General features: G+C 72.3%; 21 protein-coding genes. 14 read left to right on the forward strand and 7 right to left on the reverse strand.

Going from position 1 to position 25,981, the window contains the following annotated elements; translation table 11 throughout:
• Positions 1-41 precede the first annotated feature (41 nt).
• On the forward strand, positions 42-1,886 hold the full coding sequence (gene sucB, locus ACFYPG_RS28345) for a 2-oxoglutarate dehydrogenase, E2 component, dihydrolipoamide succinyltransferase (protein WP_357206163.1): 1,845 nt from the start codon (positions 42-44) through the stop codon (positions 1,884-1,886).
• Between the two features lie 61 nt (positions 1,887-1,947).
• Here the strand turns inward: sucB and ACFYPG_RS28350 are convergent, their stop codons facing one another.
• The gene (locus ACFYPG_RS28350; RefSeq protein WP_355007764.1) at positions 1,948-2,883 is read right to left on the reverse strand and encodes an SDR family NAD(P)-dependent oxidoreductase; all 936 of its coding nucleotides are present in this window, start codon (positions 2,881-2,883) and stop codon (positions 1,948-1,950) included.
• Positions 2,884-3,035: 152 nt separating this feature from the next.
• Here ACFYPG_RS28350 and ACFYPG_RS28355 point away from each other — a divergent pair, with 152 nt between their 5' ends.
• A complete protein-coding gene (locus ACFYPG_RS28355; protein WP_355007765.1) occupies positions 3,036-4,373 on the forward strand; it encodes a low temperature requirement protein A in 1,338 nt (445 codons plus the stop codon).
• A gap of 102 nt (positions 4,374-4,475) precedes the next feature.
• The gene (locus ACFYPG_RS28360) at positions 4,476-4,970 is read left to right on the forward strand and encodes a hemerythrin domain-containing protein (protein ID WP_355007766.1); all 495 of its coding nucleotides are present in this window, start codon (positions 4,476-4,478) and stop codon (positions 4,968-4,970) included.
• A 64-nt stretch (positions 4,971-5,034) separates the two neighbouring features.
• Here ACFYPG_RS28360 and ACFYPG_RS28365 read toward each other — a convergent pair whose 3' ends face one another.
• Positions 5,035-5,430: a MerR family transcriptional regulator gene (locus ACFYPG_RS28365; RefSeq protein WP_355007767.1), complete on the reverse strand. Its 396-nt coding sequence runs from the start codon at positions 5,428-5,430 to the stop codon at positions 5,035-5,037.
• Between the two features lie 56 nt (positions 5,431-5,486).
• Between ACFYPG_RS28365 and ACFYPG_RS28370 the strand changes: the two genes are divergently transcribed.
• The 3 genes from ACFYPG_RS28370 (at position 5,487) to ACFYPG_RS28380 (ending at position 8,588) form a co-directional block, all read left to right on the forward strand.
• Entirely contained in the window at positions 5,487-6,476 is a 990-nt protein-coding gene (locus tag ACFYPG_RS28370) for an aldo/keto reductase (RefSeq protein ID WP_355007768.1), read from the forward strand.
• Between the two features lie 214 nt (positions 6,477-6,690).
• Entirely contained in the window at positions 6,691-7,590 is a 900-nt protein-coding gene (locus ACFYPG_RS28375) for a TIGR01777 family oxidoreductase (RefSeq protein WP_355007769.1), read from the forward strand.
• An 83-nt stretch (positions 7,591-7,673) separates the two neighbouring features.
• Positions 7,674-8,588 carry an LLM class flavin-dependent oxidoreductase gene (locus ACFYPG_RS28380; RefSeq protein WP_387354393.1) on the forward strand — a complete coding sequence of 305 codons (915 nt, stop codon included), beginning with the start codon at positions 7,674-7,676 and terminating at the stop codon, positions 8,586-8,588.
• A gap of 100 nt (positions 8,589-8,688) precedes the next feature.
• On the opposite strand, the gene ACFYPG_RS28385 is transcribed toward ACFYPG_RS28380, so the two are convergent.
• Positions 8,689-9,930: a PHB depolymerase family esterase gene (locus tag ACFYPG_RS28385; protein WP_355007771.1), complete on the reverse strand. Its 1,242-nt coding sequence runs from the start codon at positions 9,928-9,930 to the stop codon at positions 8,689-8,691.
• Positions 9,931-10,142: 212 nt separating this feature from the next.
• On the opposite strand from ACFYPG_RS28385, the gene ACFYPG_RS28390 reads away from it, so the two are divergent.
• The 4 genes from ACFYPG_RS28390 to ACFYPG_RS28405 all read left to right on the forward strand — a co-directional run bounded on the left by ACFYPG_RS28390 (position 10,143) and on the right by ACFYPG_RS28405 (position 14,586).
• A complete protein-coding gene (locus tag ACFYPG_RS28390; protein WP_387354394.1) occupies positions 10,143-11,975 on the forward strand; it encodes a DUF2079 domain-containing protein in 1,833 nt (610 codons plus the stop codon).
• Positions 11,976-12,032: 57 nt separating this feature from the next.
• Positions 12,033-13,418 (forward strand): hypothetical protein, encoded by a 1,386-nt coding sequence (locus tag ACFYPG_RS28395; RefSeq protein WP_387354395.1) that lies wholly within the window; start codon positions 12,033-12,035, stop codon positions 13,416-13,418.
• Between the two features lie 86 nt (positions 13,419-13,504).
• Entirely contained in the window at positions 13,505-14,146 is a 642-nt protein-coding gene (gene lipB, locus ACFYPG_RS28400) for a lipoyl(octanoyl) transferase LipB (RefSeq protein WP_355007774.1), read from the forward strand.
• A gap of 47 nt (positions 14,147-14,193) precedes the next feature.
• A complete protein-coding gene (locus ACFYPG_RS28405; protein ID WP_355007775.1) occupies positions 14,194-14,586 on the forward strand; it encodes a VOC family protein in 393 nt (130 codons plus the stop codon).
• Positions 14,587-14,634: 48 nt separating this feature from the next.
• Here the strand turns inward: ACFYPG_RS28405 and aspS are convergent, their stop codons facing one another.
• Positions 14,635-15,921: an aspartate--tRNA(Asn) ligase gene (aspS, locus tag ACFYPG_RS28410; RefSeq protein WP_387354396.1), complete on the reverse strand. Its 1,287-nt coding sequence runs from the start codon at positions 15,919-15,921 to the stop codon at positions 14,635-14,637.
• 452 nt (positions 15,922-16,373) lie between these two features.
• Here aspS and lipA point away from each other — a divergent pair, with 452 nt between their 5' ends.
• Both lipA and ACFYPG_RS28420 read left to right on the forward strand, forming a co-directional pair.
• Positions 16,374-17,369, forward strand: a complete 996-nt coding sequence (lipA, locus tag ACFYPG_RS28415) for a lipoyl synthase (protein ID WP_387354397.1) — start codon at positions 16,374-16,376, stop codon at positions 17,367-17,369.
• A 53-nt stretch (positions 17,370-17,422) separates the two neighbouring features.
• Positions 17,423-19,141, forward strand: a complete 1,719-nt coding sequence (locus tag ACFYPG_RS28420) for a hypothetical protein (RefSeq protein WP_387354398.1) — start codon at positions 17,423-17,425, stop codon at positions 19,139-19,141.
• 92 nt (positions 19,142-19,233) lie between these two features.
• Here ACFYPG_RS28420 and ACFYPG_RS28425 read toward each other — a convergent pair whose 3' ends face one another.
• Together ACFYPG_RS28425 and ACFYPG_RS28430 are read right to left on the reverse strand one after the other, a co-directional pair.
• Positions 19,234-22,341 carry an AAA family ATPase gene (locus ACFYPG_RS28425; RefSeq protein WP_387354399.1) on the reverse strand — a complete coding sequence of 1,036 codons (3,108 nt, stop codon included), beginning with the start codon at positions 22,339-22,341 and terminating at the stop codon, positions 19,234-19,236.
• Positions 22,338-22,508, reverse strand: coding sequence for a hypothetical protein (locus tag ACFYPG_RS28430; protein ID WP_167362519.1), 171 nt, complete (start codon positions 22,506-22,508; stop codon positions 22,338-22,340). The genes ACFYPG_RS28425 and ACFYPG_RS28430 overlap by 4 nt, the downstream gene beginning before the upstream one ends.
• A gap of 207 nt (positions 22,509-22,715) precedes the next feature.
• On the opposite strand from ACFYPG_RS28430, the gene ACFYPG_RS28435 reads away from it, so the two are divergent.
• On the forward strand, positions 22,716-23,402 hold the full coding sequence (locus ACFYPG_RS28435) for a DUF4191 domain-containing protein (RefSeq protein ID WP_145779624.1): 687 nt from the start codon (positions 22,716-22,718) through the stop codon (positions 23,400-23,402).
• Positions 23,403-23,776: 374 nt separating this feature from the next.
• Here ACFYPG_RS28435 and ACFYPG_RS28440 read toward each other — a convergent pair whose 3' ends face one another.
• A complete protein-coding gene (locus ACFYPG_RS28440) occupies positions 23,777-24,175 on the reverse strand; it encodes an RDD family protein (protein WP_357231084.1) in 399 nt (132 codons plus the stop codon).
• A gap of 262 nt (positions 24,176-24,437) precedes the next feature.
• Here ACFYPG_RS28440 and glnA point away from each other — a divergent pair, with 262 nt between their 5' ends.
• Positions 24,438-25,862, forward strand: coding sequence for a type I glutamate--ammonia ligase (glnA, locus tag ACFYPG_RS28445; protein ID WP_355007781.1), 1,425 nt, complete (start codon positions 24,438-24,440; stop codon positions 25,860-25,862).
• Positions 25,863-25,981 lie beyond the last annotated feature (119 nt).

Genomic DNA, 25,981 nt, shown 5'->3' on the forward strand with positions numbered 1-25,981 from the left:
CGGGCGAAGATCCCACCAGGGGAATGAAGGAGTCTCAGAACATGCCGGTATCGGTCACCATGCCCCGGCTCGGCGAGAGCGTCACCGAGGGCACCGTCACTCGCTGGCTCAAGCAGGAGGGCGACACGGTCGAGGTCGACGAGCCCCTGCTTGAGGTCTCCACCGACAAGGTCGACACCGAGATCCCGTCACCCGCTGCCGGCGTGCTGAGCCGGATCGTGGTTGGCGAGGACGAGACCGCCGAGGTCGGCAGCGAGCTGGCCGTCATCGCCGGTGAGGGCGAGTCGACCGGCGGCGGCGAGGCGGCCCCGCAGGAGCAGGCCCCGGCCGAGTCGGTCGAGCCGGCCGCCGAGCCGACGGCCGCCGCCGAGGGCACCGCCGACGAGGTGGCCCAGGACGAGGCCCCGGCCGAGGCCCCGGCTCCGGCCGCCGCCTCGTCGGGCGAGGGCACCGCGGTGAAGATGCCCGCCCTGGGCGAGAGCGTCACCGAGGGTACGGTCACCCGCTGGCTGAAGCAGGTCGGCGAGACCATCGAGGTCGACGAGCCGCTGCTGGAGGTCTCCACCGACAAGGTGGACACCGAGATCCCGTCGCCGGTCGCCGGCACGGTGCTGGAGATCAAGGTCGCCGAGGACGAGACCGCAGCGGTCGGCGCCGACCTGGCGATCATCGGCGCTGCCGGCGGGGCCCCCGCCCAGGCGCAGCCCGAGCCGAAGCCCGAGCCGAAGGCGGAGGCCAAGCCGGCGCCGAAGGCCGAGCCGAAGCCGGAGCCGAAGGTCGAGGAGCCGACGCAGGGCGCCTCGTACAGCGAGCCCGCCGCGGAGACCGAGAGCTCGGCGCAGCCGGCGAAGACCGAGCAGGCCGCGCAGCCTGCCGCGTCGACCTCGGCGCCGGCACGTCCGTCCGCTCCGGCGCCGGGTGCCGGCGAGGAGGCCGCCGGGTACGTGACCCCGCTGGTGCGCAAGCTGGCCAGTGAGCACGGCGTCGACCTGGCCGCGCTCAACGGCACCGGCGTGGGAGGTCGGATCCGCAAGCAGGACGTGCTGGAGGCGGCCGAGAAGGCGAAGGCCGCCAAGGCCGCGCCGGCCCAGGCTGCTCAGCCGAGTGCCGCGCCGTCGGCCGCTGCGGCGAAGCCGGCCGTCAAGCCGGAGCCCAGCGCGAAGCGGGGCACCACGGAGAAGCTGCCGCGGATCCGGGCGACCATCGCCAAGCGGATGCAGCAGTCGCTGCACGAGACGGCGCAGCTGACCACTGTCGTCGAGGTCGACGTCACCAAGGTCGCCAAGCTGCGGACGAAGGCCAAGGACTCGTTCCTGGCCAAGCACGGCGTGAAGCTGTCCTTCCTGCCGTTCTTCGCCCTCGCCGCCATCGAGGCGCTGCAGACCCACCCGATCATCCAGGCCAGCATGGACCTGGAGGGCGGCACGATCACCTACCCGGCTGCCGAGCACCTCGGCATCGCTGTGGACACCGAACGCGGTCTGCTCGTGCCGGTCATCCACAACGCCGGTGACCTCAACATGGGCGGCATCGCCAAGCGGATCGCCGACCTTGCCGAGCGCACCCGGGCCAACAAGATCACCCCGGACGAGATGGCCGGGGCGACCTTCACGCTGACCAACACCGGCAGCCGTGGTGCCCTCTTCGACACTCCGATCGTGCCGTCGCCGCAGTCGGCGATGCTCGGCACCGGTGCCGTGGTGAAGCGTCCGGTCGTGGTGAACGACCCGGAGCTGGGCGAGGTCATCGCGGTTCGGTCGATGGTCTACCTGGCCATGTCGTACGACCACCGGCTGATCGACGGTGCCGACGCGGCCCGCTTCCTGACCGCGGTCAAGGAGCGGCTGGAGGGCGGCAACTTCGAGTCGGAGCTGGGCCTGGCCTGATCCGCTGAACGACGAGAGGGCGCCCCGGTCATCGACCGGGGCGCCCTTCCCGTTCTGGTACTCAGCTCTTGAGCAGGGCGGTGGAGACCTGCCAGAGTCGCTCGGCGGCCTCCGGGTCCAGCGCGTAGTCGGCGACCCCGGTCCGCTGGCCCGGTTGGGCGGGGGCGGCCTCCTGGCAGTCCTCGAAGTAGCGCCCACCCACCTCGTCGAGCAGCGGTGACGCGGCGACCAGCACGGAGGTGGCGGCGCCCTGCTCGACGGTCTTCCAGGCCGCCGCGTTGCCCGACCGCATCCGGTCCAGCTCCTCCTTGCTCACGTAGCGCTGCAGGTTGGTCTGGATCGCGCCGGGCATGAGCGAGTTGGTGTAGATGCCGTCGTCGGACCAGCGCCGGGTCGCTTCCACGGCGAACAGCACGTTTGCCGTCTTGGACTGCCCGTACGCCTGCCACGGCTCGTACTCCCGCTTGTCGTACTGGATGTCCTCGAAGACCACCGGTGAGCGCAGGTGGGCGGCGGAGCTGACCGAGACGATCCTGGCCCCGTCGCCGGCGGCGAGTGCCGGGCGGAGCCCGTTGGCGAGCGCGAAGTGCCCCAGGTGGTTGGTGGCGAACTGCATCTCCCAGCCCTGCGGTGTGCGGGACAGCGGTGCCGCCATGATCCCGGCGTTGTTGACCAGGATGTGCAGGGGGCCGTCCCAGTTGGCCACGAAGTCGGCGATCGAACCCTGATCGGCGAGGTCGAGCGGGGCGACCAGGACCCGGTCGTTGCCGGTGGTGCCGGTGATGTCGTTGGCGGCCTGCTGACCCGCATCCGGGTTCCGGACGGCCACTGTGACCTCCGCGCCTGCGCTGGCCAGGGCGCGGGCGGTCTCCACGCCGATTCCGGAGGACCCGCCGGTGACGATTGCCCGCCGCCCGGCGAGGTCCACGCCCCGGATCACGTCCATCGCGGTGGAGTGATGGGCAAACGAAGTGGTGATCGGGTTGTTGGTCGTCATTGTCCATCCTTGTCCGGGGTGGGCGGACCGACCGGCCCGCTTCGGGAGGCCGTGGCCCCGGTGTTTCCCCGACCCGGGCCGGAGGTAACGCCGAGCCCGTCGCCATCGCCGTTCGGGCCTCCGACCAGCCCGGACGCTGCCAGAGTGGGATCGTGGGCGGCTACCGGCGGGGTGGACAGCTGGGACCGGCCGTCCCGATCGCCCCGGGCGCCCGGGTGGACAAGTTCGAGGTCTTCTTCGACCTGGTCTTCGTCTTCTCGTTCTTCATCATCACCCGGGCCACCGCCGCGAACATCTCCAGCCGGCAACTGCTGCACGCCGGCCTGGTGCTCGCCGTGCTCTGGTGGATCTGGGTGGTACACAGCCTGGTCGCCACCCGGGTCCGGCTGGGCGAGGGTTACGTCCCGGTGCTCATGGTGATCGCGATGGTCGCCCTGTTCGCGTTCGCGCTGGCGCTGCCACAGGCGTTCACCGACCCGAAGGGGAGCGCTGCCGGCCCGATGCTGGTGGCGATCAGTTACGTCGTGGTCCGCGGCATCCACTGGATCCTCTATCAGCACGTGGTGCGGGACAGCCCGCAGGAGCGGCGGCAACTGCGGCGCTTCGCTCCGGAGCTGGCGGTGAGCATCGTGCTGCTGCTGGCCGCCGCGCTCATCCCGCCGCAGATCACCGACCCCGACCGGGCCGCCCTGGTCCGCGACGGGCTGTGGATCGCCGTGGTGGTGGTGCAGTACGCCACCGGCTTCATCGTTGGGACCTGGGGCTGGGGAGTGACCAGCGCCGAGCACTGGACCGAGCGCTACGACCTCATCCTGATCATCGCTCTGGGCGAGTCGATCATTTCGACGGGGGTGGGCGGCAACCTGCTCGGCAAGCCGGTCACCTGGCCGGCGGTGGCCGCCGCCGCGCTCGGCATCGTGGTCACCGCAGCCCTCTGGTGGGCGCACTTCGACTTCATCGGGCCGGCCGCCCGGATCGCCCTGCACGCGGCGGAGGGCGGCCCCCGGGTGGCGATGGCCCGCGACGCGTACGCGTACGCGTACCTGCCGATGATCGCCGGGGTGATCCTCTTCTCGATCGGCAACGAGGAGATCCTCCACAAGATCACCGACCCGGCCGGCGGGATCGCCGAGAAGATCGAGGGACCGGCGATACCGATGTTCTTCGGCGGTCTGATCTGCTACTTCGCCGTCAACCTGCTCTTCCAGTTGCGCACCCTGCACACCGTCACCTGGACCCGCATCGGCGTCATAGTGGTTCTCACAGCGGCCCTTCCGGTCGGCCAGCACCTGCCGGCGCTGGGCGCGCTCATCCTCGCGACAGTGATCTGCGTGGCGCTGGTGGCCGTGGAGGTGGTGGTGATGGCACAGTCCCGGCACGCCCTGCGGGCCGCCGTCTTCCAGGAGCGGACCAGCCACGAGGCCCATGAGGCCGCCTGGCGGGCGCGCTGGCACGACGTCCGGGAGACCGACGAACCGACCACTCCGTGATTCCCGCGTTTGGGGGCGCGACCGGCCGGCCCTAGACTTCGGCCCAGCGTCGCAGTGCACCCGGCCCGAAGGCCGCCGTGGGCATGGAGGCGCGGGGACAGCATGGGACGACACGTGCACCCAACCGGTTCACCGGCCGGCCGGCTCGCCGCCGTCGGCAATCAGATGATCGAGATCCACCTCTGGCTCAGCGCGGAGCTGGCCCGGCTGCAGGCAAGCCTCGACACCCCGTCGCGGGACCTGCGGGCACACTGCCTCACCTTCTGCGCCGCGCTCGGCCGACACCACACCGGTGAGGACGCTGGCGCGTTCCGGCTGCTGGCCGAGGAGGCCCCCGAGCTGCGCCCGGTCATCGACAACCTGATCACCGATCACGAGGTGGTGGCGGGGATCCTGGAACGGGTCGAGGCACTGCTGGGCGGCGACGCGGCGGTGCCGGTCGCCGAGGTACGCGCCGAGCTGGCCGGGCTCGCCGCCCTGCTGGAGTCGCACTTCCGCTACGAGGAGAAGCGGCTGGTCACCGCCCTGAACGCGCTCACCGGTCGACCCGGAACGACAGAGGACCTGCTCGGCCTGTCCGCACCCGGTCCCCCCTAACCGGCCCGCTCAGGCCGAGCGCGCACGGTTCCGGCCCGCTCGGCCTGAGCGCGCACGGTTCCCCCTAGCCGGCCTGCTCGGCCTCCGAGCCCGGGGCGTCAGGGGGTAGTCGCTCGTAGAAGCGGATCTTCTCCCGGAGGTGGTCGTACTGGCGCTGGAGCAGGCGCATCTGCTCCTCGACCCGCGCCGCGTGGTGGCACAGCAACTCGTGCCGCTCGTCGGTGGTGTGCTCGCCGTCGCGGGCCAGTTGCGCGTAGCGGCGCATCTGCGCGATCGGCATCCCGGTGTCCCGCAGGCAGCGGAACAGCACCAGCCAGCCGAGGTCGTCGTCGGTGAAGACCCGCTGCCCGCCCGCCGTGCGCTCAACGTCCGCGAGCAGGCCGATCTTCTCGTAGTACCGCAGGGTGTCCAGGCTGAAGCCGCTGCGGCGGGCGGCCTCCGAAGGGGCGTAACCGCTCATCTCGCGAGATGGTAGCGCTTGACCTGGAGCGCGCTCCAGGTTGGAGGCTGGTGACCATGACGACGACACGGACGCTGGGACGCAGCGGCATCGCGGTGAGCGCGATCGGAATGGGGTGCTGGGCCATCGGCGGCCCGCTCTGGGGTGACGACGGGCAGCCGTTCGGCTGGGGCGAGGTGGACGACGACGAGTCGATCCGCACCATCCACCGGGCGCTCGATCTCGGGGTGACCCTGTTCGACACCGCCAGCAACTACGGCGCCGGGCACAGCGAGCGGATCCTCGGTCGAGCCCTGGACGGGCGGCGGGACAGCGTGGTGATCGCCACCAAGTTCGGCAACGTCAGCGAGGAGAGCACCCGGCGGGCGCTCGGCACCGACGCCAGCCCGGCCTTCGCGGTGCGCAGCCTGGAAGACTCGCTGCGCCGGCTCGGCACCGACCACGTCGACCTCTATCAACTGCACATCAACGCACTGCCGGTGCCCGCCGCGCTCGATCTGGTCGACACCCTGGAGGCCCTGGTCGACCAGGGCAAGATCCGGGCGTACGGCTGGAGCACCGACGACCCAGCCTCGGCGGAGGCGTTCGCGGCCGCCGGACCGCACTGCGCCGCGATCCAGCACGACGAGTCGGTGCTGCGCGACAACGCGGCGGTGCTGGCGGTCTGCGACAAGCACGACCTGGCCAGCCTCAACCGCGGCCCGCTGGCGATGGGGCTGCTCACCGGGTCGACCCGGGCAGTCGGGGCGGACGATGTGCGCGGACGGGCACCGGAGTGGCTGGAATGGTTCACCGACGGCCGGCCGACGCCACGCTGGGCGGCCCGGGTCGACCAGGTCCGCGCGGCGCTCACCGCCGACGGGCGCACCCTGGCCCAGGGCGCGCTGGGCTGGCTGCTGGCGCGCAGCCCCCGTACCGTGCCGATCCCCGGCCTGCGCACGGTCGCCCAGGCCGACGAGAACCTGGCCACCCTGGAGCTGGGACCCCTGAGCCCCGAGTCCTACGCCGAGGTGGAGCGCCTCCTAACCGACCTCCGCACCCCCTAACCCCGCCCCTCGCCCAGCCCTCGCCCCCGGCCCGCCCTCGCCCCCGGCCCGCCCTCGCCCCGGCCCCGCCCCGGCCTCGCCCCGTCGATCTTGCACTTCCTGTCCCGACAGAAGGGGCGTAGCGGGGTAGAACGGCGACCGGAAGTGCAAGATCGGCGAGGGGTGGGGGACGGCAGGTGCGTCCGAGGGCGGGGGTTTGGGCGAAGATGGGGGTATGCGGATCCTTCTGGCCGGCGCGTCCGGCTTCCTTGGCACCCGGCTGGCCGACCTGCTCGTCCGCGACGGACACGAGGTCACCCGGCTGGTCCGTCGAGCGCCGGGCGGGCCGCAGGAGCAGCGATGGGACCCGGCCGCCGGGCAACTCGACCCGGCCGTGGTCGCCGAGGCCGACGCCGTGGTCAACCTGGCCGGCGCGGGCGTCGGCGACAAACGCTGGAACGACGACTACCGGCGGTTGATCCGCACCAGCCGGGTGGACACCACCACCACGCTGGCGACCACAATCGCCGGGCTGCCCGCCACGGGCCGACCCCGGGTGCTGCTCAACTCGTCCGCCGTCGGCTGGTACGGCAACACGGGCGACCGGGCGGTCGAGGAGGACGCCCCGGCCGGCGAAGGTTTCCTGGCCGACGTCTGCCGGGTGTGGGAGGCCGCGACCCGTCCGGCCGAGGACGCCGGCGTACGCGTGGTCCGGCTGCGTACCGGCCTGCCGCTGCACCGCGATGGCGGCCTGCTCAAGCCGCAGTTGCTGCCGTTCAAGCTCGGCATCGCCGGCCGGTTGGGCAGTGGCCGGCAGTGGCTGCCGTGGATCTCGATGGCCGACTGGCTGGACGCGATCCGCTTCCTACTCGACAGCGACGACATCGCCGGCCCGGTCAACGTGGTGGGGCCGAACCCGGTCACCAACGCCGAGTTCACCCGCGAGCTGGCCCGGCAACTGCACCGGCCGGCGGTCATCCCGATTCCCGCGCTGGCGCTCAAGGTGGCCCTCGGCGGCTTCTCCCACGAGGCCCTCACCAGCACCCGGGTCCTCCCCGGAGTCCTGACCAGAGCCGCCTACCCCTACCAGCACCCCACCCTCGACACTGCCCTGAAAGCAGCCCTGACCCCCTAACCCCCCTTCCCCGCGGTTCGGCCGTTGGCAGAATCGGCGGTCGGCGGGTCGTCGGTGGACCAGCGTGGGCCGATGCTGGACCGATGGCGACCTTCTCCCTTCAGGCCACCCCGACCGACGCGGCGAGCTGGGCCGAGCTCGCCCGGCGCGCCGAGACCACCGGCTTCGACGCCCTGCTCGCCGCCGACCATCCCGGCGACGTGACGTCACCGTTCGTGGCGCTGGCCGCCGCCGCCCCGGTCACCTCGACGATCGGGCTCGGTTCGTACGTGTCGAACCTCGGTGTTCGAGAACCGATGCTGCTCGCGGCCGACGTGGCCACCCTCGACCTGATCTCCGGTGGACGAGCCCGGCTCGGTGTCGGCGCCGGTCACACCCCGGCGGAGTGGCGCGCGATCGGCCGGGAACGCCCCGACGTGGCCGGCCGGGTCCGCCGTTGCGTGGCCGTCGCCGAGGCGGTCCGCGCCCTGCTCGACGGCGCCTCGGTCACTGTCGACTCGGCCGAGCTGACGATGCGCGAGGCGGTGCTGCACGAACCCCGGCCGGTGCAGGACCGGATCCCGCTGACAATGGGTACGGCGAACTCGACGCTGCTGCGCTGGGCCGGCGCGCACGCCGACGTGGTCGGGCTGACCGGGTTCGGACGTACCCTCGCCGACGGCCACCAGCACGAGGCCCGCTGGCGGGCCGACCAGATCGAGGCGCAACTGGCCTGCGTGGCCGCCGGCGCGGCCGGCCGGACCGACCCGCCGGCGCTGGAGGCGCTGGTGCAGACGGTGGCGGTCACCGACGACGCCGAGTCTGCCGCTGCGGAACAGGCCCGGCGCAACGGCATGACCGCCGCCGAACTCCTGGCCACCCCGTTCGTGCTGATCGGCACGGTGGACGAGATCATCACGGCGGTAGCCGAGCACGAACGGCGCTGGGGAGTGACCCGGTTCGTGGTCCGCAGCGACGCGCTGGATCCGCTTGTGCCAGTCCTGGCCCGCCTGACCTGAGCCGTCGCCCACGCAATGTTGATCAAGAGGTTTGCGTCAGGATCCGGCTTCCGGATGACGCAAACCTCTTGATCAACAGAGGCGGGCGGGGTGGGTGGGGTCAGCAGCCGATTACCCAGTGGTTGGGGGCGGTCTGCTTGAGGGTGCTGGTGTAGAACGTGTTGTAGAGGCCCATCCGCTGGTTGGAGCCGTTGGCGTAGGCGTAGCCGCCGGACTGGTACGCCCGACCGGCCGCCACGTGCGCGTAGTTGCTGGCCGTCACGCAGGTCGGCGGCGTGGTCGGGGTGGCCGTCGGGGTCGGCGTGGGCGTGGCGGTCGGCGTCGGCGTGGGGGTGGCCGTCGGGGTCGGGGTCGGGTTGGTCCCGCCGCCGTTCAGACCGAAGAAGAGCGCGTCACGGTACGTCGAGCAGATGGTGTCCAGGAAGTACGCGCCCGCGGTGCCGCACTGCTCGGCCGCCGAGCCCGGGTCGACCGGGGTGCCGTGGCCCATACCGGAGATCCGGTAGAGGCGTACGTCGTCGTTGCCGTACACCTCCAGGCTGGTGTTGCCGGGCAGCGACGAGGTGCTGGTCGGGGTCTGCGACACGCCTCGCACGTTGGTCCACTGGTCGCGGGACTCGGTGCCGTTGAGCGGGGTGACTGTGGTGTCCGAGGTCCCGTGCCAGATCGCCACCCGGGGGCGCGGGCCGGTGTAACCGGAGTACGCGCCCCGCACCAGGTCGCCCCACGCGGCCGGGGTCTTGTCCGCACCCGGGTTCATGCAGCTGAACGCGTTGACCATGCTGGTGGCGCAGCGGTACGGGATCCCCGCGATGATCGATCCGGCGGCGAAGACGTCCGGGTAGGTGGCCAGCATGACCGCGCTCATCGCCCCGCCCGCGGAGAGCCCGCTGACGTAGACCCGGGAGCCGTTAACCCCGAAGTTCGCCTTGGCGTGGTCGACCATCTGCTTGATCGACAGCGCCTCACCCTGACCGCGGGTGGTGTCGCCCGACTCGAAGAAGTTGAAGCAGGAGTTGGCGTTGTTGCCGGACGGCTGCTGGGCGACGATCAGGGAGAACTTCCACTGGTCGGCGTACTTCTGCCAACCGGAGTTGGCGAAGTAGCCGGACGCGTTCTGGGTGCACCCGTGCAGGAGGACGACCGCCGGGGAGTTGGCCGGCAGGTTGTCCGGCCGGTAGGCGTACATGGCGAGGTTGCCGGGGTTGGAGCCGAACCCGGTGACCTGGGTGAGGGTGGCGGCCTGGGCGGGTGCGGCGACGGCGACCGCGCCCGTGACGGCGAGGGCGAGCCCGGCGACCGCACCGAGCAGCCTGGTGAGGGTGGACGAGGAGCGGCGCACGGCGGCCTCCTGGAAGGGGCAGACTGTGAACTGGGTCACTGTCGAGTTGCCGAGACGTTACGACGATGTGTCGCCGCTATGACATGGGGCGGATTCACACATTCACGACGGACGCTGTGTACGCCGAACCCCGTCCGCCGCCGCCGTACCGGAACCGACGACAACCGCCGGTCTGACCGGACCGTCCAGGTCCGGTTGGTAACGTCCGCTGCGTGCCGTCCTCCCCGTCGCTGGCCACCGGGCCCGCTCCCGCGTCACCGCAGCGCACCGTCCGGGACCGCCGGGCCGACCTGATCGTCGTGCTGGTGGCGCTCGCGCTCGCCGTCTGGGTGACCAGTGGGCTGTGGCGGGACCCGAACACCCGGACCATCACCGTCAACTCCAGTGACCAGGCGCTGTTCGAGTGGCTGCTGGCCTTCGGCGGGCACGCGGTCACCCACTGGGACAACCCGCTCTTCACGTACCTGATCAACGTCCCGGACGGCGTGAACCTCGCGGTCAACACCTCGATCACTGTGTATGCGGTGGCCTTCGCCCCCCTCACGTACCTGATCGGGCCACCGGCGACGTTCCTGGTGATCCTCACCCTGAACCTGCTCGCCACCGCGCTGGTCTGGTACTGGCTGCTCTCCCGCCACCTGGTCCGCAGCCGCCTGGCCGCCGGGGTCGGCGCCCTGTTCATCGCCTACTCCCCCGGCATGGTGTCGCACGCCAACGCGCACCTGAACTGGACCGCCGGCTGGCTGGTGCCGTTGCTGATCTGGCGGCTGTTCGCGCTTCGCCGAGCCGGGCACTGGCTCCGCGACGGGGTGATCCTCGGCGTGCTGGTGGCGGTGGCCTTCTCGATCGCCGCCGAAGGGCTCTTCTTCACCGCGCTGGCGCTGGGGGTGTTCGTCGCCATCTGGGCGCTGCACCCGGCCAACCGGGCCCAGGCACGCGCCGCGCTGCCCAATTTCCTGCGCGGGCTCGGGGTGACCGCCGTGGTCGCCGGCGTGCTGCTGTCGTACCCCCTGTGGTTGCACTTCGCCGGGCCGCAGCGGTTCCACGGCACCGGCTTCGACCCGGCGATTCACTCCGAGGACATCGCGGCGTTCGCCGCCTTCCCACGCCGCTCGCTGGCCGGCGAGGCCGGGTTGGGCACCTCGTTGGCGCCGAACCCGACCGAGGAGAACTCGTTCTTCGGCATTCCGCTGCTGGTGCTCACTGTGGTCTGTTTCGTCGTGCTCTGGCGGCGGGCCGACCCGCACCGCCGGGCCACCCTCTGGGCGCTGGGCGCCCTCGCGCTGATCTTCTCGGTGCTCTCCTTCGGCCCGATCGCCAAGGTCGACGGGCGACGCACCGACCTCCCCATGCCGTTCGACCTGCTCGGACAACTGCCGGTGGTGAACGCCGCGCTGCCCGCCCGGCTGGCGCTGGTGGTCGCGCCGGTGATCGGGCTGGTGCTGGCGTACACCGTCGACCAGTTGCGCGCCGCGCCACCCCGGTACCGCCCCACGGAGCTGGCCTGGGTGCTCGGCTTCGCGGCGGCCCTGGTGCCGCTGCTGCCCACCCCGCTGCTGACCGACGAGCGGGAGCCGATCCCGCGTTTCATCACCTCCGGCACCTGGCGGGACTACGTCTCGCCCGACGGGGTGCTGACCCCGGTGCCGCTGACCGTGGACATCTACCCGGACGGTCAGCGGTGGCAGGCGTACGCGCTGTCGCACCGGCAGGGCGAGTTCGAGATCCCCGGCGGCTTCTTTCTCGGCCCCGGTGGGCCGGACGGGAGGGGCCGGATCGGTCCGGTGCCGCGCACGCTCAGCGCGTTGATGGACCAGGCAGGCCGCACCGGGCTGGTCCCCATCATCACCGACGGCACGATCCGGGAGGTCCAGTCGGACCTGCGGCACTGGCGCATCGAGACGGTGGTGCTCGCCGACCAGGTGCACGGCGCGAAGTTCGAGGTCGACGAGGAGGCGCTGCGGCGTACCGGCACCGCCCTGTTCGGCGAGCCGGAACGGGTCGACGACGTCTGGCTCTGGCGCATCCCGCCCACCGATCGGTAGTCCCCGACACGGCCGGTCGGGGCATCACGACCGGCCGTCATCGCGTGTAATGGGCCGATGGAATCGACCGGCGGGCGACTGCGGCGTGCCACCGTTGTCGGGCTCGCGCTGGGGCTCGTCGCGCTCAGCGCGCCAGCGGCCACGGCCGCTGACAGCGTGGCGCTCGGCGCGCCGGCCGCCACGGCCGCAGACAGCAATGTCGCCGACGGCACGGCCGGCGGAGGCGCTGTCACCGACAGCACGGCCGGCGGAGGCGCTGTCACCGACAGCACGGCCGGCGGAGGCGCTGTCACCGACGGCACGGCCGGGGTGGTGCCGAGCCGGGTGCGCGATCCGTGGCTGTGGCAGGCCACCGTGGGGCAACGCCCGGCCGGTCCGGCCGCGTTGGTGTTCTTCACCGACCGCACCCGCTATTTCGAGTCGACCGGCGTGCTGGTCGCCCGGGACGGCGCCTACCGGCTCATTCCGATCGGGATCGCGGAGGGGCACGGACTGCTCTCCCCGGATGGACGGCACTACCTGCGGCCGGACTCCGGCGAGCTGCTGGACCTCACCACCGGACGGCAGCGCCGCACGATGAGCACCGGCGTCTACCCGATGGCCTGGTCTTCGGACGGGCAGCAGGTGCTGGGCACCCGCAGCAACGATGACAGTGTGATCAGTTACGGACCGGACAATCAGCAGCTCAACGATCCGGAGAAGCCCGACGACCTGCTCGTCGTCGACCCGTTCCGGGGCACCGAGCGGACGCTCGACGTGGGCACTTTCGCCGCCCACACCGGGGCGGCCTGGTCACCCGGTGGCGACCTGGTGGCGGTCACCGGCTCGCCGGACGTGCCTGCCCTGCTCGCCGAGCGCCAGCGACTTGTGGTCCTGGATCCGACCGGCGGCGGTCCTCGCTGGCAGGTCGACCTGGGCGACCGGCGGATGCTGGCCGGCCCCGCCGCCTGGCATCCCGACGGCCGGCGGCTCGCGCTGCTCGCCTTCGACGGCTGCGCCGGGCCCAGGTGCACGTCCGAGCAGCTGGCGGCGCGCAGCTGGCGAATCGAGTTCCTGGACGCGGCCACCGGTCAGGCGGTCGGCCAGGCCCTGCCGGCCGGCACCTCGGTCAGCGGGATCGTCGGCTGGCGCGGCGACGACCCGCTCCTGCGCTATGTCAGCAGAACGGAGGCGGACACGGACCGGCAGGCCACTCTCGCCGCGCTGTCGCCCGAGGGCGGTCGGGAGGTGCTGGTGACCACGCCGGTCGGGTCGACCGACCTGATGGTGCCGGGCGACCTGCTGACCCGGGCCGCGTTCGGTGGGTCAGAGCCCCGGCCGTCACCGTTCGCCGCCCCGCTCTGGGTCTACCTGACGCTGGCCGTGCCGACGCTGCTCGTGATCGCTCTCATCGTCCGCCGGATCCGCCGCCACCGCGCTGCGACGCGCCCTGCTCCGGCGTGACAACGAGCCGCCGAGCGGCACCGACGTGGTCCTCGTGAGGCGGCTCACCAGGGATGATCGCCCCGGACGGGACTAGGCTTGTTGCCGTGACAACGACGACCCCCGGCCTGACGGCCGTCCGTGCCGGTCTGCTCGACTACCAGGCCGCCTGGGACGAGCAGCGGAGCCTGCACGAGTCGGTGGTGGCTGGCGAGCGCGGCGACACAGTGCTGCTGCTGGAGCACCCGAGCGTCTACACGGCGGGCAAGCGCACCGAACCGTGGGACCGGCCCATGGACGGCACCCCGGTCGTCGACGTGGACCGTGGCGGCAAGATCACCTGGCATGGGCCGGGGCAGCTCGTCGGTTACCCGATCCTGCGCCTGCCCGACCCGGTGGACGTGGTCGCCTACGTGCGCCGGACCGAAGAGCTGCTCATCGACGTGTGCGCAGAGTTCGGGCTGACCGCCGGCCGGGTCGAGGGGCGCAGCGGGGTCTGGGTGCCCGAGGACGACCGGGGGCCGGCCCGCAAGGTGGCGGCCATCGGCATCCGGGTGGCGCGGGGCGTCACCCTGCACGGCTTCTCGATCAACTGCGACTGCGACCTGACGTACTTCGACCGGATCGTGCCGTGCGGCATCCGGGACGCGGGCGTCACCTCGCTCACCGCCGAGCTTGGTCGGCCGATCAGCGTCGCCGACGTGCTGCCGGTGGTCGAGCGCCGGCTCTCCACCCTTGTCACGATCTGAGAGTCGGCCGCGCGTCGGGTGACCGGCGGACGGCTTACCCTCGGTCGGTGCAGATTGATCTCGTCACCGTCGTCGTCACCGAGTACGACCCGGCCATCGCCTTTTTCACCGGGGTGCTCGGCTTCGAACTGGCCGAGGACGCCCCGTCGCTGACCAATGACGGGCGGCCGAAGCGTTGGGTGGTGGTCCGTCCGCCGGGCGGTGGAACCGGCTTGCTGCTGGCCCGTGCCGACGGCGAGCGGCAGGAGGCCGCGGTGGGCGACCAGACCCACGGCCGGGTGGGGTTCTTCCTCCAGGTCGACGACTTCGACGCCACCTACCGCCGGATGGTCGAAAAGCGCGTCGAGTTCGTCAAACCGCCGCGCACCGAACCGTACGGTCGGGTCGCCGTCTTCCGCGACGTCGCCGGCAACCTCTGGGACCTCCTCGGCCCCGCCTGAGCGCTGCCGGCCCGCTCCACGGATCGAGTGGGCCGGCAGAACTCCCACCTACGGGGTCAGCCGGTGCAGGTCACGGGGGAACGCGGTGACCTCGCGGACGTTCGCCGCGCCGACCAGCCGGGCCACGAACCGTTCCAGGCCGATGGCGAAGCCACCGTGCGGCGGCATGCCGTGCCGGAACGCATCCAGGTAGCCGGCGTACGGCTCGACCGGCTCACCCCGGGCCGCCAACGCCGCCAGGTAGTCGGCGTGCCGGTGCAACCGCTGCCCGCCGGTGACCAGCTCCAGACCCCGAAAAAGCAGGTCAAACCCGTTCGAGTACGCGGGCCGCGCCGGGTCCGGGTGGGTGTAGAAGGGTCGCTTCGCCATCGGGTAGCCGGTGACGAAGAGGAAGTCCGACCCGTGTTCGCGCCGAGCCCACTCCCCCAGCGCCCGTTCGTGGGCGGGCGCGAGGTCCGGCTCGTCGGCGGGCGCGCCGGCGATCGTCAGCGCCTCGGTGAAGTGCACCGCCGGGATCTCCGCCGGCACCTGCGGCGGCGTGACGCCGAGCGTCGCCAGTGCGCCGGCGGCCCGCTCGTCCACGGTGCCGAGCATCCCGGCCACCGTGTCGCGTAGTACGCGCATCACGTCCCGGTGGTCGGCGATGAAGCCCAGCTCCGCGTCGAGCGACGTGTACTGCGCGAGGTGCCGGACCGTGTCGTGGGGCTCGGCCCGGAAGACCGGCCCGACCTCGTAGACACGTTCGAAGACACCGACCATCAACTGCTTGTAGAACTGCGGTGACTGGGCCAGGTAGGCGGGTCGACCGAACCAGTCCAGCGCGAACACGTTCGCACCGCTCTCGGTGCTGGAGCTGACCACCTTCGGCGTGTGGACCTCCACGAAGTCCTGGGCGTCGAGTGCGGCCCGGAACCCGGCCACCGCGGCCGCCGAGATCCGCAGAGCGGCCGAACGGGTGGGGTGCCGCAGCGCGGTGGGCGCGTTGTCGAGCTGGGTGGGCAGGCTGGCGGTGAGTGCCGGCCGGTACAGGTCGAACGGCGGGGGCTCGGCGGGCGACCCGAGGAGACGTACCGTCGGGTCGGTCAGCTCGACCCCGGCGGGCGCCGTGCCGTTCGCGGTGGCCGTCGCGGTGACCTCGACGACCGTCTCTTCGGTGAGTTTCTCCAGCTCGGCGCGGACGGCCGGGTCGGTGACGACCACCTGGGCCAGGCCGGTGGCGTCCCGCACGATCAGAAAGGCCACCGACTTGAGCAGTCGGCGGCGGTGCACCCAGCCGGCGATCCGCACTGTCGTGCCGATCCTGGCGGGCAGTTGCTGGGACAGGGTTCGTTGCATGGCGGGCTGCTCCTCGGTCGATCGCCACGCTGTCGCCGCCTGGGGTGGCGAAAGCGTCGCATCAGCCCCAGGGAGGTGTGGGCGAGCGGGAACCTCGCGGTGCCACCACACCTTCGCCCCCGCCGGAGCGGGGGCCTCGTTCGTCGCCTGATGACCGGGGCCAGCCGGGCGGGCTCTACTGGGCGCGGGGGACCCGCGGCCGTTCTTCCCGCAGCTCGGGAGGGTCTTCGCGCCCCGGTGCCAGACCGCCTCTCAGCACCGGCGGCTCTCTGCACTGGCGGGTCGGGGGCTACTCGGCTCCGTCGTCGCTGTTGGCGGTGACCGTAGCACCCGAATCCCGCTCGTGTGACGCACATTTTCGACACCCCGGTGTCCGGCGTCACAACGTTCGGGGCGTGACGCCGGTCGCCTGACGCACATAGACACCCGCCGTCCGGCGTAGGCTCATTTTCGTGACGATCGAGCACTCCGCGCCGACGACCGGCCAGGCAGCGCGCACCGCAACGGCGGCCCCCGAGGGGCGGCGCCTGCTGCGGATCGAGGCGCGTAACGCCGAGACGCCGATCGAGCGCAAACCGCCATGGATCAAGGTCAAGGCCAAGATGGGCCCGGAGTACACCCAGTTGCGCGGGCTCGTCTCGCGCGAAGGGCTGCACACCGTCTGCCAGGAGGCCGGCTGCCCCAACATCTACGAATGTTGGGAAGACCGGGAGGCCACCTTCCTCATCGGTGGTGACCAGTGCACCCGGCGCTGCGACTTCTGCCAGATCGACACCGGCAAGCCGGCCGAGTTCGACGCCGACGAGCCGCGTCGGGTCGCCGAGTCGGTGGTCTCGATGGGGCTGCGTTACGCCACCATCACCGGTGTCGCCCGTGACGACCTGCCAGACGGCGGTGCCTGGCTGTACGCCGAGACCGTCCGACAGATCCACGCCCTGCAGCCCGGCTGCGGCGTCGAGCTGCTGATCCCGGACTTCAACGCCGTCCCCGAGCAGTTGGCCGAGGTCTTCAGCTCCCGTCCCGAGGTGCTGGCCCACAACGTGGAGACGGTGCCGCGCATCTTCAAGCGCATCCGGCCGGCGTTCCGCTACGACCGCTCGCTGGACGTGATCCGGCAGGCCCGCGCCTACGGCCTGGTCACCAAGAGCAACCTGATCCTGGGCATGGGCGAGGAGCGGGCCGAGGTTTCGCAGGCGCTGCGTGACCTGCACGAGTCCGGCTGCGAGCTGATCACCATCACCCAGTACCTGCGCCCCTCGCCCCGGCACCACCCGGTGACCCGCTGGGTCAAGCCGGAGGAGTTCGTGGAGCTGCGCGAGGAGGCCGAGGAGATCGGCTTCGCCGGGGTGATGAGCGGGCCGCTGGTGCGTTCGTCGTACCGGGCCGGCCGGCTCTACAAGCAGGCCATCGACGCCCGCGCCGCCGCCTCGGTCGCCACCGCCAGCTGATTCCGCCGGCAGCGCCGCACGGCCGTTCGGCGTCCGGGTGTCATGATCCTGTGATGACCGTCGGCGTACGCGAGCAGCCGCGCGGCGCGGACTCGCCGCGCCCGCGATCCGGCGCGCGTCCCGGCCTGGTCGGTTGGCTCACCGGGTTGGCGGTGCTCGCCGGGGTGGGTTACCGGCTCTGGCTTCTGCTGCACGCCGCCCCGCCGACGAACAGCGACGAGGCCACCATGGGGCTGGCCGCGCTGCACATCGCCCGGGGCGAGGGCTTCCCGGTCTGGTTCTACGGCCAGCAGTACATGGGCACGCTGGAGGCGTACCTGGCCGCGCCGGTGTTCGCCCTCGCCGGTGGGCCGTCGCTGCTCGGTCTGCGGTTGCCCACGCTGGCCCTGTACGCGCTGTTCCTGCTGCTGGCCTGGCGGTTGACGCTGCGGCTGACCGGGGACCGGTGGTTCGGGTTGCTGATGGTGGCGCTGCTGGCCCTCGGCTCCGACCGGATCGTCAAGAACCAGCTGATCGCCGGCGGCGGTTACCCCGAGATGAACACGGCCGGGGCGGCGCTGGCCCTGCTCGCAGTGGATCTCGCCACCGGTCGACCGGGGCGGCGGACGGCCGACACCGGGCGGCCCGACGGGCGGACGGCCGACGCCGGGCGGCCCGGTTGGCGGCTGGCGCGCTGGGCCGCGTGGGGGTTCCTGGCCGGGCTGATGGTCTGGGTCGACCCGCTCGTGCTGCCGTACGTCGCGGCGACCGGCGCGGTCCTCGTAGGGTTCTGCCGCCGGGAGCTGTGGGGTGCCGCCGGGACGCTGCTCGGGGCGGCGGCCGTGCTGGGAGCGGCCCCACTGCTGCTGCACAGCCTGCTGACCGGGCGTAACCCGCTGCACGCCGTGCTCGCGGCCAGCGGTACGAACGCCAGCGCGGGCTGGCCGGACCGGCTGCACGGTGGCCTGGTGCTCGGCCCCGGGCTGGGCATGGGCTTCTGCGCTCCCGGGCAGTGCGCCACCTGGCAACTGTGGTGGGCGCTCGCCCTGCCGCTGCTGCTGGCCATCGCCGCCGCGACCGCCTGGCGGGCCCTGCGCACCTGCGAACCCGATCCTGCTGGCTCTGCCGCTGCGGGCAACGACGCGGTGTCGCCTCGGGTGGCCGCGGCGGCACGGCTGGCGCTCGTGCTGGCCGCGGTGGCCACCCTCGGGGCGTACACGGTAAGCAGTTCCGCCGGGCTCACCCCCGTGGAGAGCTCCCGCTACCTGTCCTGCCTGCTCATCTCCCTGCCGGCGCTGCTCTGGCCGGTGTGGACGGTGGCCCGGCACGGGCTGCGCCGGGCGGCGACCGGCCGACGCGGCGTCGGGTCGACGCTGGCCCGGTCGGTCGCTGTGGTGATGCTCGCCGCCACGCTGGGCACCGCGGCCCATGCCACCTGGCGGGCAGCGGAGACCGTCCCGGCCACCCGGGCCGACGAGGCCCGGCAGACCGAGCTGGTGAGCACCCTGCGCCAGCTCGGCGTACGGCACGTGCGCGCCGGCTACTGGACCTGCAACCGGCTCACCTTCGCCAGCACGGAGCAGGTGGTCTGCGCGGTCGTCGACGACACCCTGCGCCCCGGTTTCGACCGCTACCCCGCGTACCGGCGGGAGGTGGACAGAGCGGCGGCACCGGCCTGGGTCGCGCCGGCCGGCTCACCCCTGGCGGAGGTGCTCGACGAGCGGCAGCGAGTCACGCCGGGCAGCCTCGACCTGGTCACCATCGAGGGCTGGCGCATCTACCTGCCGCGCTGACCTCAGCTGCCCACGTCAGCCCGGCGGCCTCGGTGCGCGTCAGCGCGGCCGACCGGGGCCGCCGGTGTGCGGCCCGGCGGCCCCGGTGCGCGTCAGCGCGGCCCGGCGGCCTCGGTGAGCAGGCCGAGGCGGTGGGCCAGGGCGGCGGCCTCCACCCGGTTGGTCACACCCAGCTTCGCGATGATCCGGGAGACGTGCACGCTCGCCGTCTTCGGCGAGATGAACAGCCGCTCGGCGATCCGGCTGTTGCTGTGCCCCTCGGCGACCAGGCGCAGCACCTCCCGCTCCCGGGCGGTCAACAGGTCCGCTCCGGCCCCGCCCCCGGCGCGCAGGCCGACCCGCCGCGCAAGGGTGGCGGCGGCCTCGACCAGCGGGGTCGCGCCCAGCCGCCGGCCGATCTCGGTGGCCTCGGTGACCGCCGTCGCCGCCTCGTCGCGTTCCCCGGCCGCGGCCGTCGCCTCGCCCAGCGCCAGCAGTGCCCTGCCCAACGGGTAGGGCTGCCCGTCGGCCCGCCACGCGTCGACCGCCGCACGCCACGCCGGCAGCGCCTGGTCGCCGACCGCGAGCAGCGCGGTGACCTGGGCGGCGTGCGCGCGGGCCGCCGGGTGCCGCGCCGGCAGGTCGGTGGCGAGCGCCGCCACCGCTGCGGCCAGCTCCCGGTCACCCACCCGCGCCGCGGTACGCGCGGCGGCGCTGAGCACCGGCCAACCCTCCCGGGGCAGGCGCGGCAGGCTCTCGTCGGCCACCGCGACGCGGGCCGCCCGTACCGCCTCGACCTTGTCGTCGGCGGCCAGCGCCGCCTCGATCGCCAGCTCGTGCAGGGGCAGGCGGTGGTTCGGCCACAGGTACGGTCGGTTGAGGAAGGTGAGCGCCTTGTCGACCAGCTCGTCGGCGCCCGGGTGGGCGCGGGCCAGCCGCAGCCCGGCGCCCAACTGGATCCAGTGCAGACTGGTGACACCGGACAGGTCGATCCGGGCGGCCTCCCCGCAGACCGCCTCGGCCTCATCCCACCGACCCAACGCGATGAGCGCCTCGGCCCGGTTGGAGAGCAGGTACGCCCCGGTAGAGCGGCTGATCCCCACCCGTCGCGCCTCGGCCACGCCGGCCTCGGCGGCCTCTGCGGACTCGGCGTAGCGGCCCAACTCGCAGAGCACGTCCGACTGGTACACCCGGGCGAGCACCAGGGCCGTGGAGTCCCCGGACTCGCGGACGACGGCCTCAGCCTGGCTCAGCTCGGCCAACCCCCGCTCCAGGTCCCGCTCGCCGTGGCAGAGCAGGGCGATCCGCGTGTGCAGCAGCGCCAGGTCCTCACCGAGTGCCTTGCCGTCCACGGCAGCCTCGGCAGCCACCCGGGCCGCCTGTCCGGGGTCAATCTTGACCATGTGCGCGGCGATGTCGGCGAGCAGCCGGACCCGCGCCACGTCACGGGGGCCGCCGGCGGCCAGGCGGTACGCCTCATCCAGCTCCCGGCGGCCGTCACTCTTGCCGAGCAGTGCCATCAGCCGACCCCGCTGGTTGAGCAGGCGGGCGGCACGCAGCGGTGCGGCGTCGGTGTCCACCTCGGCCAGGCCGGCCCGGGTCAACGTGATGGCCCGGCTGAAGTCGCCGGCCGTGACCGCCGCGGCCAAAGTCTGCTCCAGCAACGCCAGATGGTCCATGCCGAGCAGGTCGGCGGCGTCCGGCACCAGTTCCCACAACTCCAGCGCCCGCTCCAGCAGTCGACGCTGCTCGGCGTACGCGTAGCGGTCGGCGGCGGCGCACGCGGCGGCTCGCGCGGCGACGAGGGCGCGCGGGTGGTCGTGCGCGGCGTACCAGTGGTGGGCGATCTCGGCCGGGGCCCGGCCGGCGGCGACCAGATGCGGCTGGGCCTCGATGGCGGCGGCGAAGCGGGCGTGCATCCGGGCGTGCTCACCGGGCAACAACTCGTCGTGGACGGCCTCGCGGACCAGCGCGTGTCGGAACTCGTAGTCACCGTCCCGGTCGGCCACCACCAACTGGGCGGCGACGGCGGCGCGTAAGGCGTCCTCCAGCTCGGTTTCGGGCAGCCCGGCGACCTCGGCGAGCAGGTCGTGGGCGAACCGGGTGCCGCCGGCGGCCGCGATCCGCAACACCCGCTGCGCCGGCTCCGGAAGCCGGTCCACCCGGGCCAGCAGCAGGTCACGCAGCGTCTCGGGCAGCGCCGCGCAGCCGATCGGGTCACCGGCGACGGCCAGCTCCTCGATGAAGAATGGGTTGCCCTGGGTACGGCCATGGACATCGTCGACGGCGCGGGCGGGCGGCTCGGCGCCGAGCAGGTCGGCGAGGATCGCGGCGGTGCCGTCGCGGTCCAGGCGAGCCAGCTCGACCCGCTCCACACCCCGGGCCCGATCCAGCTCGGCGAGGAACGGGCGCAACGGGTGCCCGCGCTGCAACTCGTCGGTGCGGTAGGTGCAGACCAGCAGCAGCCGGCCCGGCCTCGCCGCCCGGACGAGGAAACCGATGAGGTCGCGGGTGGAACGGTCGGCCCAGTGCAGGTCCTCGATGATCAGGACCAGCGGGCGGGCATCAGCCAGCCGCTGGAACAGCTCGGCGACCAGGTCGAACAGGTAGCCGCGCGGGGCGTCGCTGAGCAGGACCGCGCGGGGGGTGGTCAGCGTCGCGGAGGCGCGGCCCAGCTCCGGCAGGAGCGGAGCGAACTCCGCTTCGTAACCAGCGAAGACCTCGGGGCCGTCGGCGCGGAGCACCGACCGCAACGCGGCGGCGAACGGCGCGAACGGCAGACCCGCCTCGCCCAGCTCCAGACACTGGCCGACGAGCACCCGCGCCGCGCCCTCGGTGGCCCAGCCCGCGAACTCCTCCAGCAGCCGGGTCTTACCCACCCCCGCCTCGCCGCCGACCAGCACGGCGGTCGGCTCCCCGGCCCGCGCCCGGCCCAGCGCGTCCCGTAGTGCCACGGTCTCGCGGTGGCGCCCGACGAGGACGGAGCTGGCGGCGCGTACGGTCACGTGTTCGAGCATGCCATGGCGGCCCACCCCGCCGGCCCCGCCGATCGGCCGGCGGCCGGGCGGCGGGGCCGGATCGGGTCGAGCGGCCAGCCCGCCGGGCGCGGTAGCCGTGAGGGCCACACCGGGTGCGGTGGACGTGGCAGCCCCGCCGGGCGCGGTGGACGTGGCGGCCACTACGGGCGCGGTGGACGTGGCGGCCACGCTGAGCGCGGTCACCGGCGGGCGTCGCCGGTGCGACCGGCCTGCCTGCGCCGGCCCAACCACCCGCGGCTGACCGGACGGGACAGGGACCGGGCGAGCCGGTCCGCGGCAGCGTCGGCGCGTAGCTCGGCGGCGTGGGTACGGTGCAGGGTGAGCAGGAAATCTGCGTCGTTGCCGAACATGTCGGGCTCCTTCGTGGCGTCGTCGTCTTCTGCTGACGACTCTTCGCGCGAAGGCCCCACCCGGGCATGGGCACGGTGCCTCATCTTCCGCGCCCACAGCCTCCTTACCCGGCCACTCAGGGCGCTCACGGCGACGTAAGGTACTCAGCTGCCCCGGCACCCGGACGCGGATCAACCGGGCCGGCGGCGACCACTAGACTCTGCGGCATGGCAAAGCCCCAGGAGAAGGTCTCGTTCGGCCAGCGGCTGAAGCAGATCGGGATGGTGTTCCAGTTCACCGCCAAGCAGGACCGGTGGTTCGCGCCGTTGGTCGCCGCAGCGGTGCTGCTCCCGCTCGCGCTCACCGTGGTCGCGGTCATCCTCTGGGGCTGGATCTGGCTGCCGCTGGGCATCCTGTTCATCCTGCTCGCGGTGCTGATCGTGCTCAACCTGCGGTCCAACAAGGCGATGATGAACGCCGCCGAGGGGCAACCCGGCGCGGCGGCGCAGATCATGGAGAACATGCGCGGCGACTGGCGGGTCACCCCGGCGGTCAGCTCGACCACCCAGATGGACATGGTCCACCTGGTGATCGGCCGCCCGGGCGTGATCCTGCTGGCCGAGGGCAACCCGCAGCGGGTGCGCGGCCTGCTCGGCCAGGAGAAGCGGCGGCTGTCCAAGGTGATCGGCTCCGCTCCCCTGCACGACTACGTCATCGGGCAGGAGGAGGGCGAGCTGCCGATCCGCAAGCTGCGGACCACGCTGCTGCGCCTGCCCCGCGCCCTCTCCGGCAAGGACGTCAACTCGCTGGACAAGCGACTCAAGGCGCTCACCGCCCGGCCGCAGATGCCCAAGGGCGCGATCCCGAAGAACATGCGGCCGCCAGGCGCCTTCCGCCAGTCGCGGGGCCGCTGACCCCCTTCGACGTACGCCGACAAGAGCCGGGCTCGCACGGGCCCGGCTCTTTCGCGTCGTGGCGTCGAACGCGCCCCGCGCCCCGCGCCCCGCGCCCCGCGCCCCGCGCCCCGCGCCCCGCGCCCAAGAGCTTCACAACATCCCCGATGTTGCTGCCTCCGCCATGCGGGGAGACACCAACATCCCCGATGTTGCGCCGATCTTGGCGACGACGCGCCTGGCGCGGGCGGCTCGGGCTCGAGCAGCGCCAAGATCGTGCTCGAACCTGGATGTAGTGGTGTCCGGGCGCTTCGATGCCACTACATCAATGATCGAGCACGATCTTGGGATCGCTGAGGCGGGCTCCGCCACCTTCGGGGGCGCAGAGGGTCGGGTCAGGCGCGGGGGGCGTCGACGATGACCGAGCCGGCGATCCGGTCGTGCAGGCCGCGTCGGTGCTCGTCCATGATCAGCGCGGGGACGACGAGGGCCAGTAGGAGGCCACGGATCAGCCCCCGGAGCACGCCGATCCGGCCGCCGTCGTTCCAGCTCACACAGCGGATCTTGGTGATGAACATGCCCGGAGTCTGGGCGAACAGGCCGAGGAAGATGCCGTACACCAGGACCAACACCAGCACCGGGGCCCAGCCGTCGCGTACCGGGTCGGCGAAGAAGTTGGACACCAGCAGGCAGAGCACCCAGTCTATGATCAGCGCCCCGAACCGCCGACCGAGGCTCGGCGCGGTGAAGGTGGGATCGGTGGCCGGCGCTGCCGGGAGGTGCGGATTGGTCACAGCGGTCAAGGGTATCCGCGCCGGGATGGGGGCTTGCCGGGTGCCGCCGCCACTGTGTGCCGATTCAGGCCAAAGCGATCAGATGTCATTACACTGGCACAGTCGGTACGGCGTCCCTGGCGGGCCGGAGGCGTGGACGGGGCGCCACTGACGCTCCGCGAGGGACGTAACACGGCAGAAACAACGGAGACACGGCCGGGCAACCCCCCGGCCCTAGCGTCGCCAGAAGCCTAGCCACCCCGTGGACGTGCCAGGAGGATGTGTGTTCGCCAATCCCGAGGAACTGCTGCGATACCTCAAGAACGAGGACGTGAAGTTCGTCGACGTTCGTTTCTGTGACCTGCCCGGCGTGATGCAGCACTTCAACCTGCCGGTCGAGTCCGTCAACGACGACCTCTTCACCGACGGCCTCGCGTTCGACGGTTCGTCGATCCGCGGTTTCCAGGCGATCCACGAGTCGGACATGCTCCTGCTCCCGGATGTCGCCACCGCGTTCATCGACCCGTTCCGCGCGCAGAAGACGCTCGCGCTCAACTTCTTCATCCACGACCCGTTCACCCGCGAGGCCTACAGCCGCGACCCGCGCAACGTGGCGAAGAAGGCCGAGGCGTACCTGGCGGCGAGCGGCATCGCCGACACCGCCTACTTCGGCGCCGAGGCGGAGTTCTACATCTTCGACTCGATCCGCCACGAGACCTCGGCGCACCAGTCGTTCTACTACATCGACTCGATCGAGGGCGCCTGGAACACCGGTCGCGAAGAGCCGGGCGGCAACCGCGGGTACAAGACCGCGTACAAGGGCGGTTACTTCCCCGTCCCGCCGGTCGACCACTACGCCGACCTGCGTGACTCGATCGTGCGCCGCCTGGTCGACACCGGCTTCAACGTGGAGCGCTCGCACCACGAGGTGGGCACCGCCGGCCAGTCCGAGATCAACTACCGGTTCTCCACCCTGCTGCACGCCGGTGACCAGCTCCAGCTCTTCAAGTACATCGTGAAGAACGAGGCCTGGGCCAACGGCAAGACCGCGACGTTCATGCCCAAGCCGCTGTTCGGCGACAACGGCTCCGGCATGCACACCCACCAGAGCCTCTGGCTCAACGGTGAGCCGCTGTTCTACGACGAGACCGGCTACGCCGGCCTGTCCGACATGGCCCGCTGGTACATCGGCGGTCTGCTGCACCACGCGCCGTCGCTGCTGGCCTTCACCAACCCGACGATCAACTCGTACCGTCGCCTGGTGCCGGGCTACGAGGCGCCGGTCAACCTGGTCTACTCGCAGCGCAACCGCTCCGCCTGCACCCGCATCCCGGTGACCGGCAGCAACGCCAAGGCCAAGCGCGTCGAGTTCCGCGTCCCGGACCCGTCGGCCAACGTCTACCTGGCCTTCTCGGCCATGATGATGGCCGGCCTGGACGGCATCAAGAGCAAGATGGAGCCGCCGACGCCGATCGACAAGGACCTCTACGACCTCCCGCCGGAGGAGTGGGGCGACGTCAAGCAGGTGCCGGGCTCGCTGTCGGCAGTGCTCGACTCGCTGGAGGCCGACCACGACTACCTGCTCGACGGCGGCGTCTTCACCCCCGACCTGATCTCCACCTGGGTCGACTGGAAGCGCGCCAACGAGGTCGACCCGGTGCGTCTGCGCCCGACCCCGCACGAGTTCGCCATGTACTACGACTGCTGAGCAGTCGCTCGAAACACCGGCCGGGGCGGCGCCCCCCCCCCCCGGGCCCGCCCCCCCCCCGGGGGGCCCCCCCCCCCCCAAACCCCCCCGCCCAGATATTTGTACGGGGGGCACACCCC

It is taken from the genome of Micromonospora sp. NPDC005553, assembly GCF_042871765.1.
In the GTDB taxonomy this organism is placed as follows: domain Bacteria; phylum Actinomycetota; class Actinomycetes; order Mycobacteriales; family Micromonosporaceae; genus Micromonospora.

Coding starts and splice junctions, on each gene's coding strand:
- aspS (WP_387354396.1), bottom strand. CDS start 15,921: ATGCAACGAACCCTGTCCCAGCAACTGCCCGCCAGGATCGGCACGACA.
- ACFYPG_RS28435 (WP_145779624.1), top strand. CDS start 22,716: ATGGCAAAGCCCCAGGAGAAGGTCTCGTTCGGCCAGCGGCTGAAGCAG.
- sucB (WP_357206163.1), top strand. CDS start 42: ATGCCGGTATCGGTCACCATGCCCCGGCTCGGCGAGAGCGTCACCGAG.
- ACFYPG_RS28380 (WP_387354393.1), top strand. CDS start 7,674: ATGGCGACCTTCTCCCTTCAGGCCACCCCGACCGACGCGGCGAGCTGG.
- ACFYPG_RS28365 (WP_355007767.1), bottom strand. CDS start 5,430: ATGAGCGGTTACGCCCCTTCGGAGGCCGCCCGCCGCAGCGGCTTCAGC.
- ACFYPG_RS28350 (WP_355007764.1), bottom strand. CDS start 2,883: ATGACGACCAACAACCCGATCACCACTTCGTTTGCCCATCACTCCACC.
- ACFYPG_RS28430 (WP_167362519.1), bottom strand. CDS start 22,508: ATGTTCGGCAACGACGCAGATTTCCTGCTCACCCTGCACCGTACCCAC.
- ACFYPG_RS28375 (WP_355007769.1), top strand. CDS start 6,691: ATGCGGATCCTTCTGGCCGGCGCGTCCGGCTTCCTTGGCACCCGGCTG.
- ACFYPG_RS28370 (WP_355007768.1), top strand. CDS start 5,487: ATGACGACGACACGGACGCTGGGACGCAGCGGCATCGCGGTGAGCGCG.
- ACFYPG_RS28395 (WP_387354395.1), top strand. CDS start 12,033: ATGGAATCGACCGGCGGGCGACTGCGGCGTGCCACCGTTGTCGGGCTC.
- ACFYPG_RS28360 (WP_355007766.1), top strand. CDS start 4,476: ATGGGACGACACGTGCACCCAACCGGTTCACCGGCCGGCCGGCTCGCC.
- ACFYPG_RS28420 (WP_387354398.1), top strand. CDS start 17,423: ATGACCGTCGGCGTACGCGAGCAGCCGCGCGGCGCGGACTCGCCGCGC.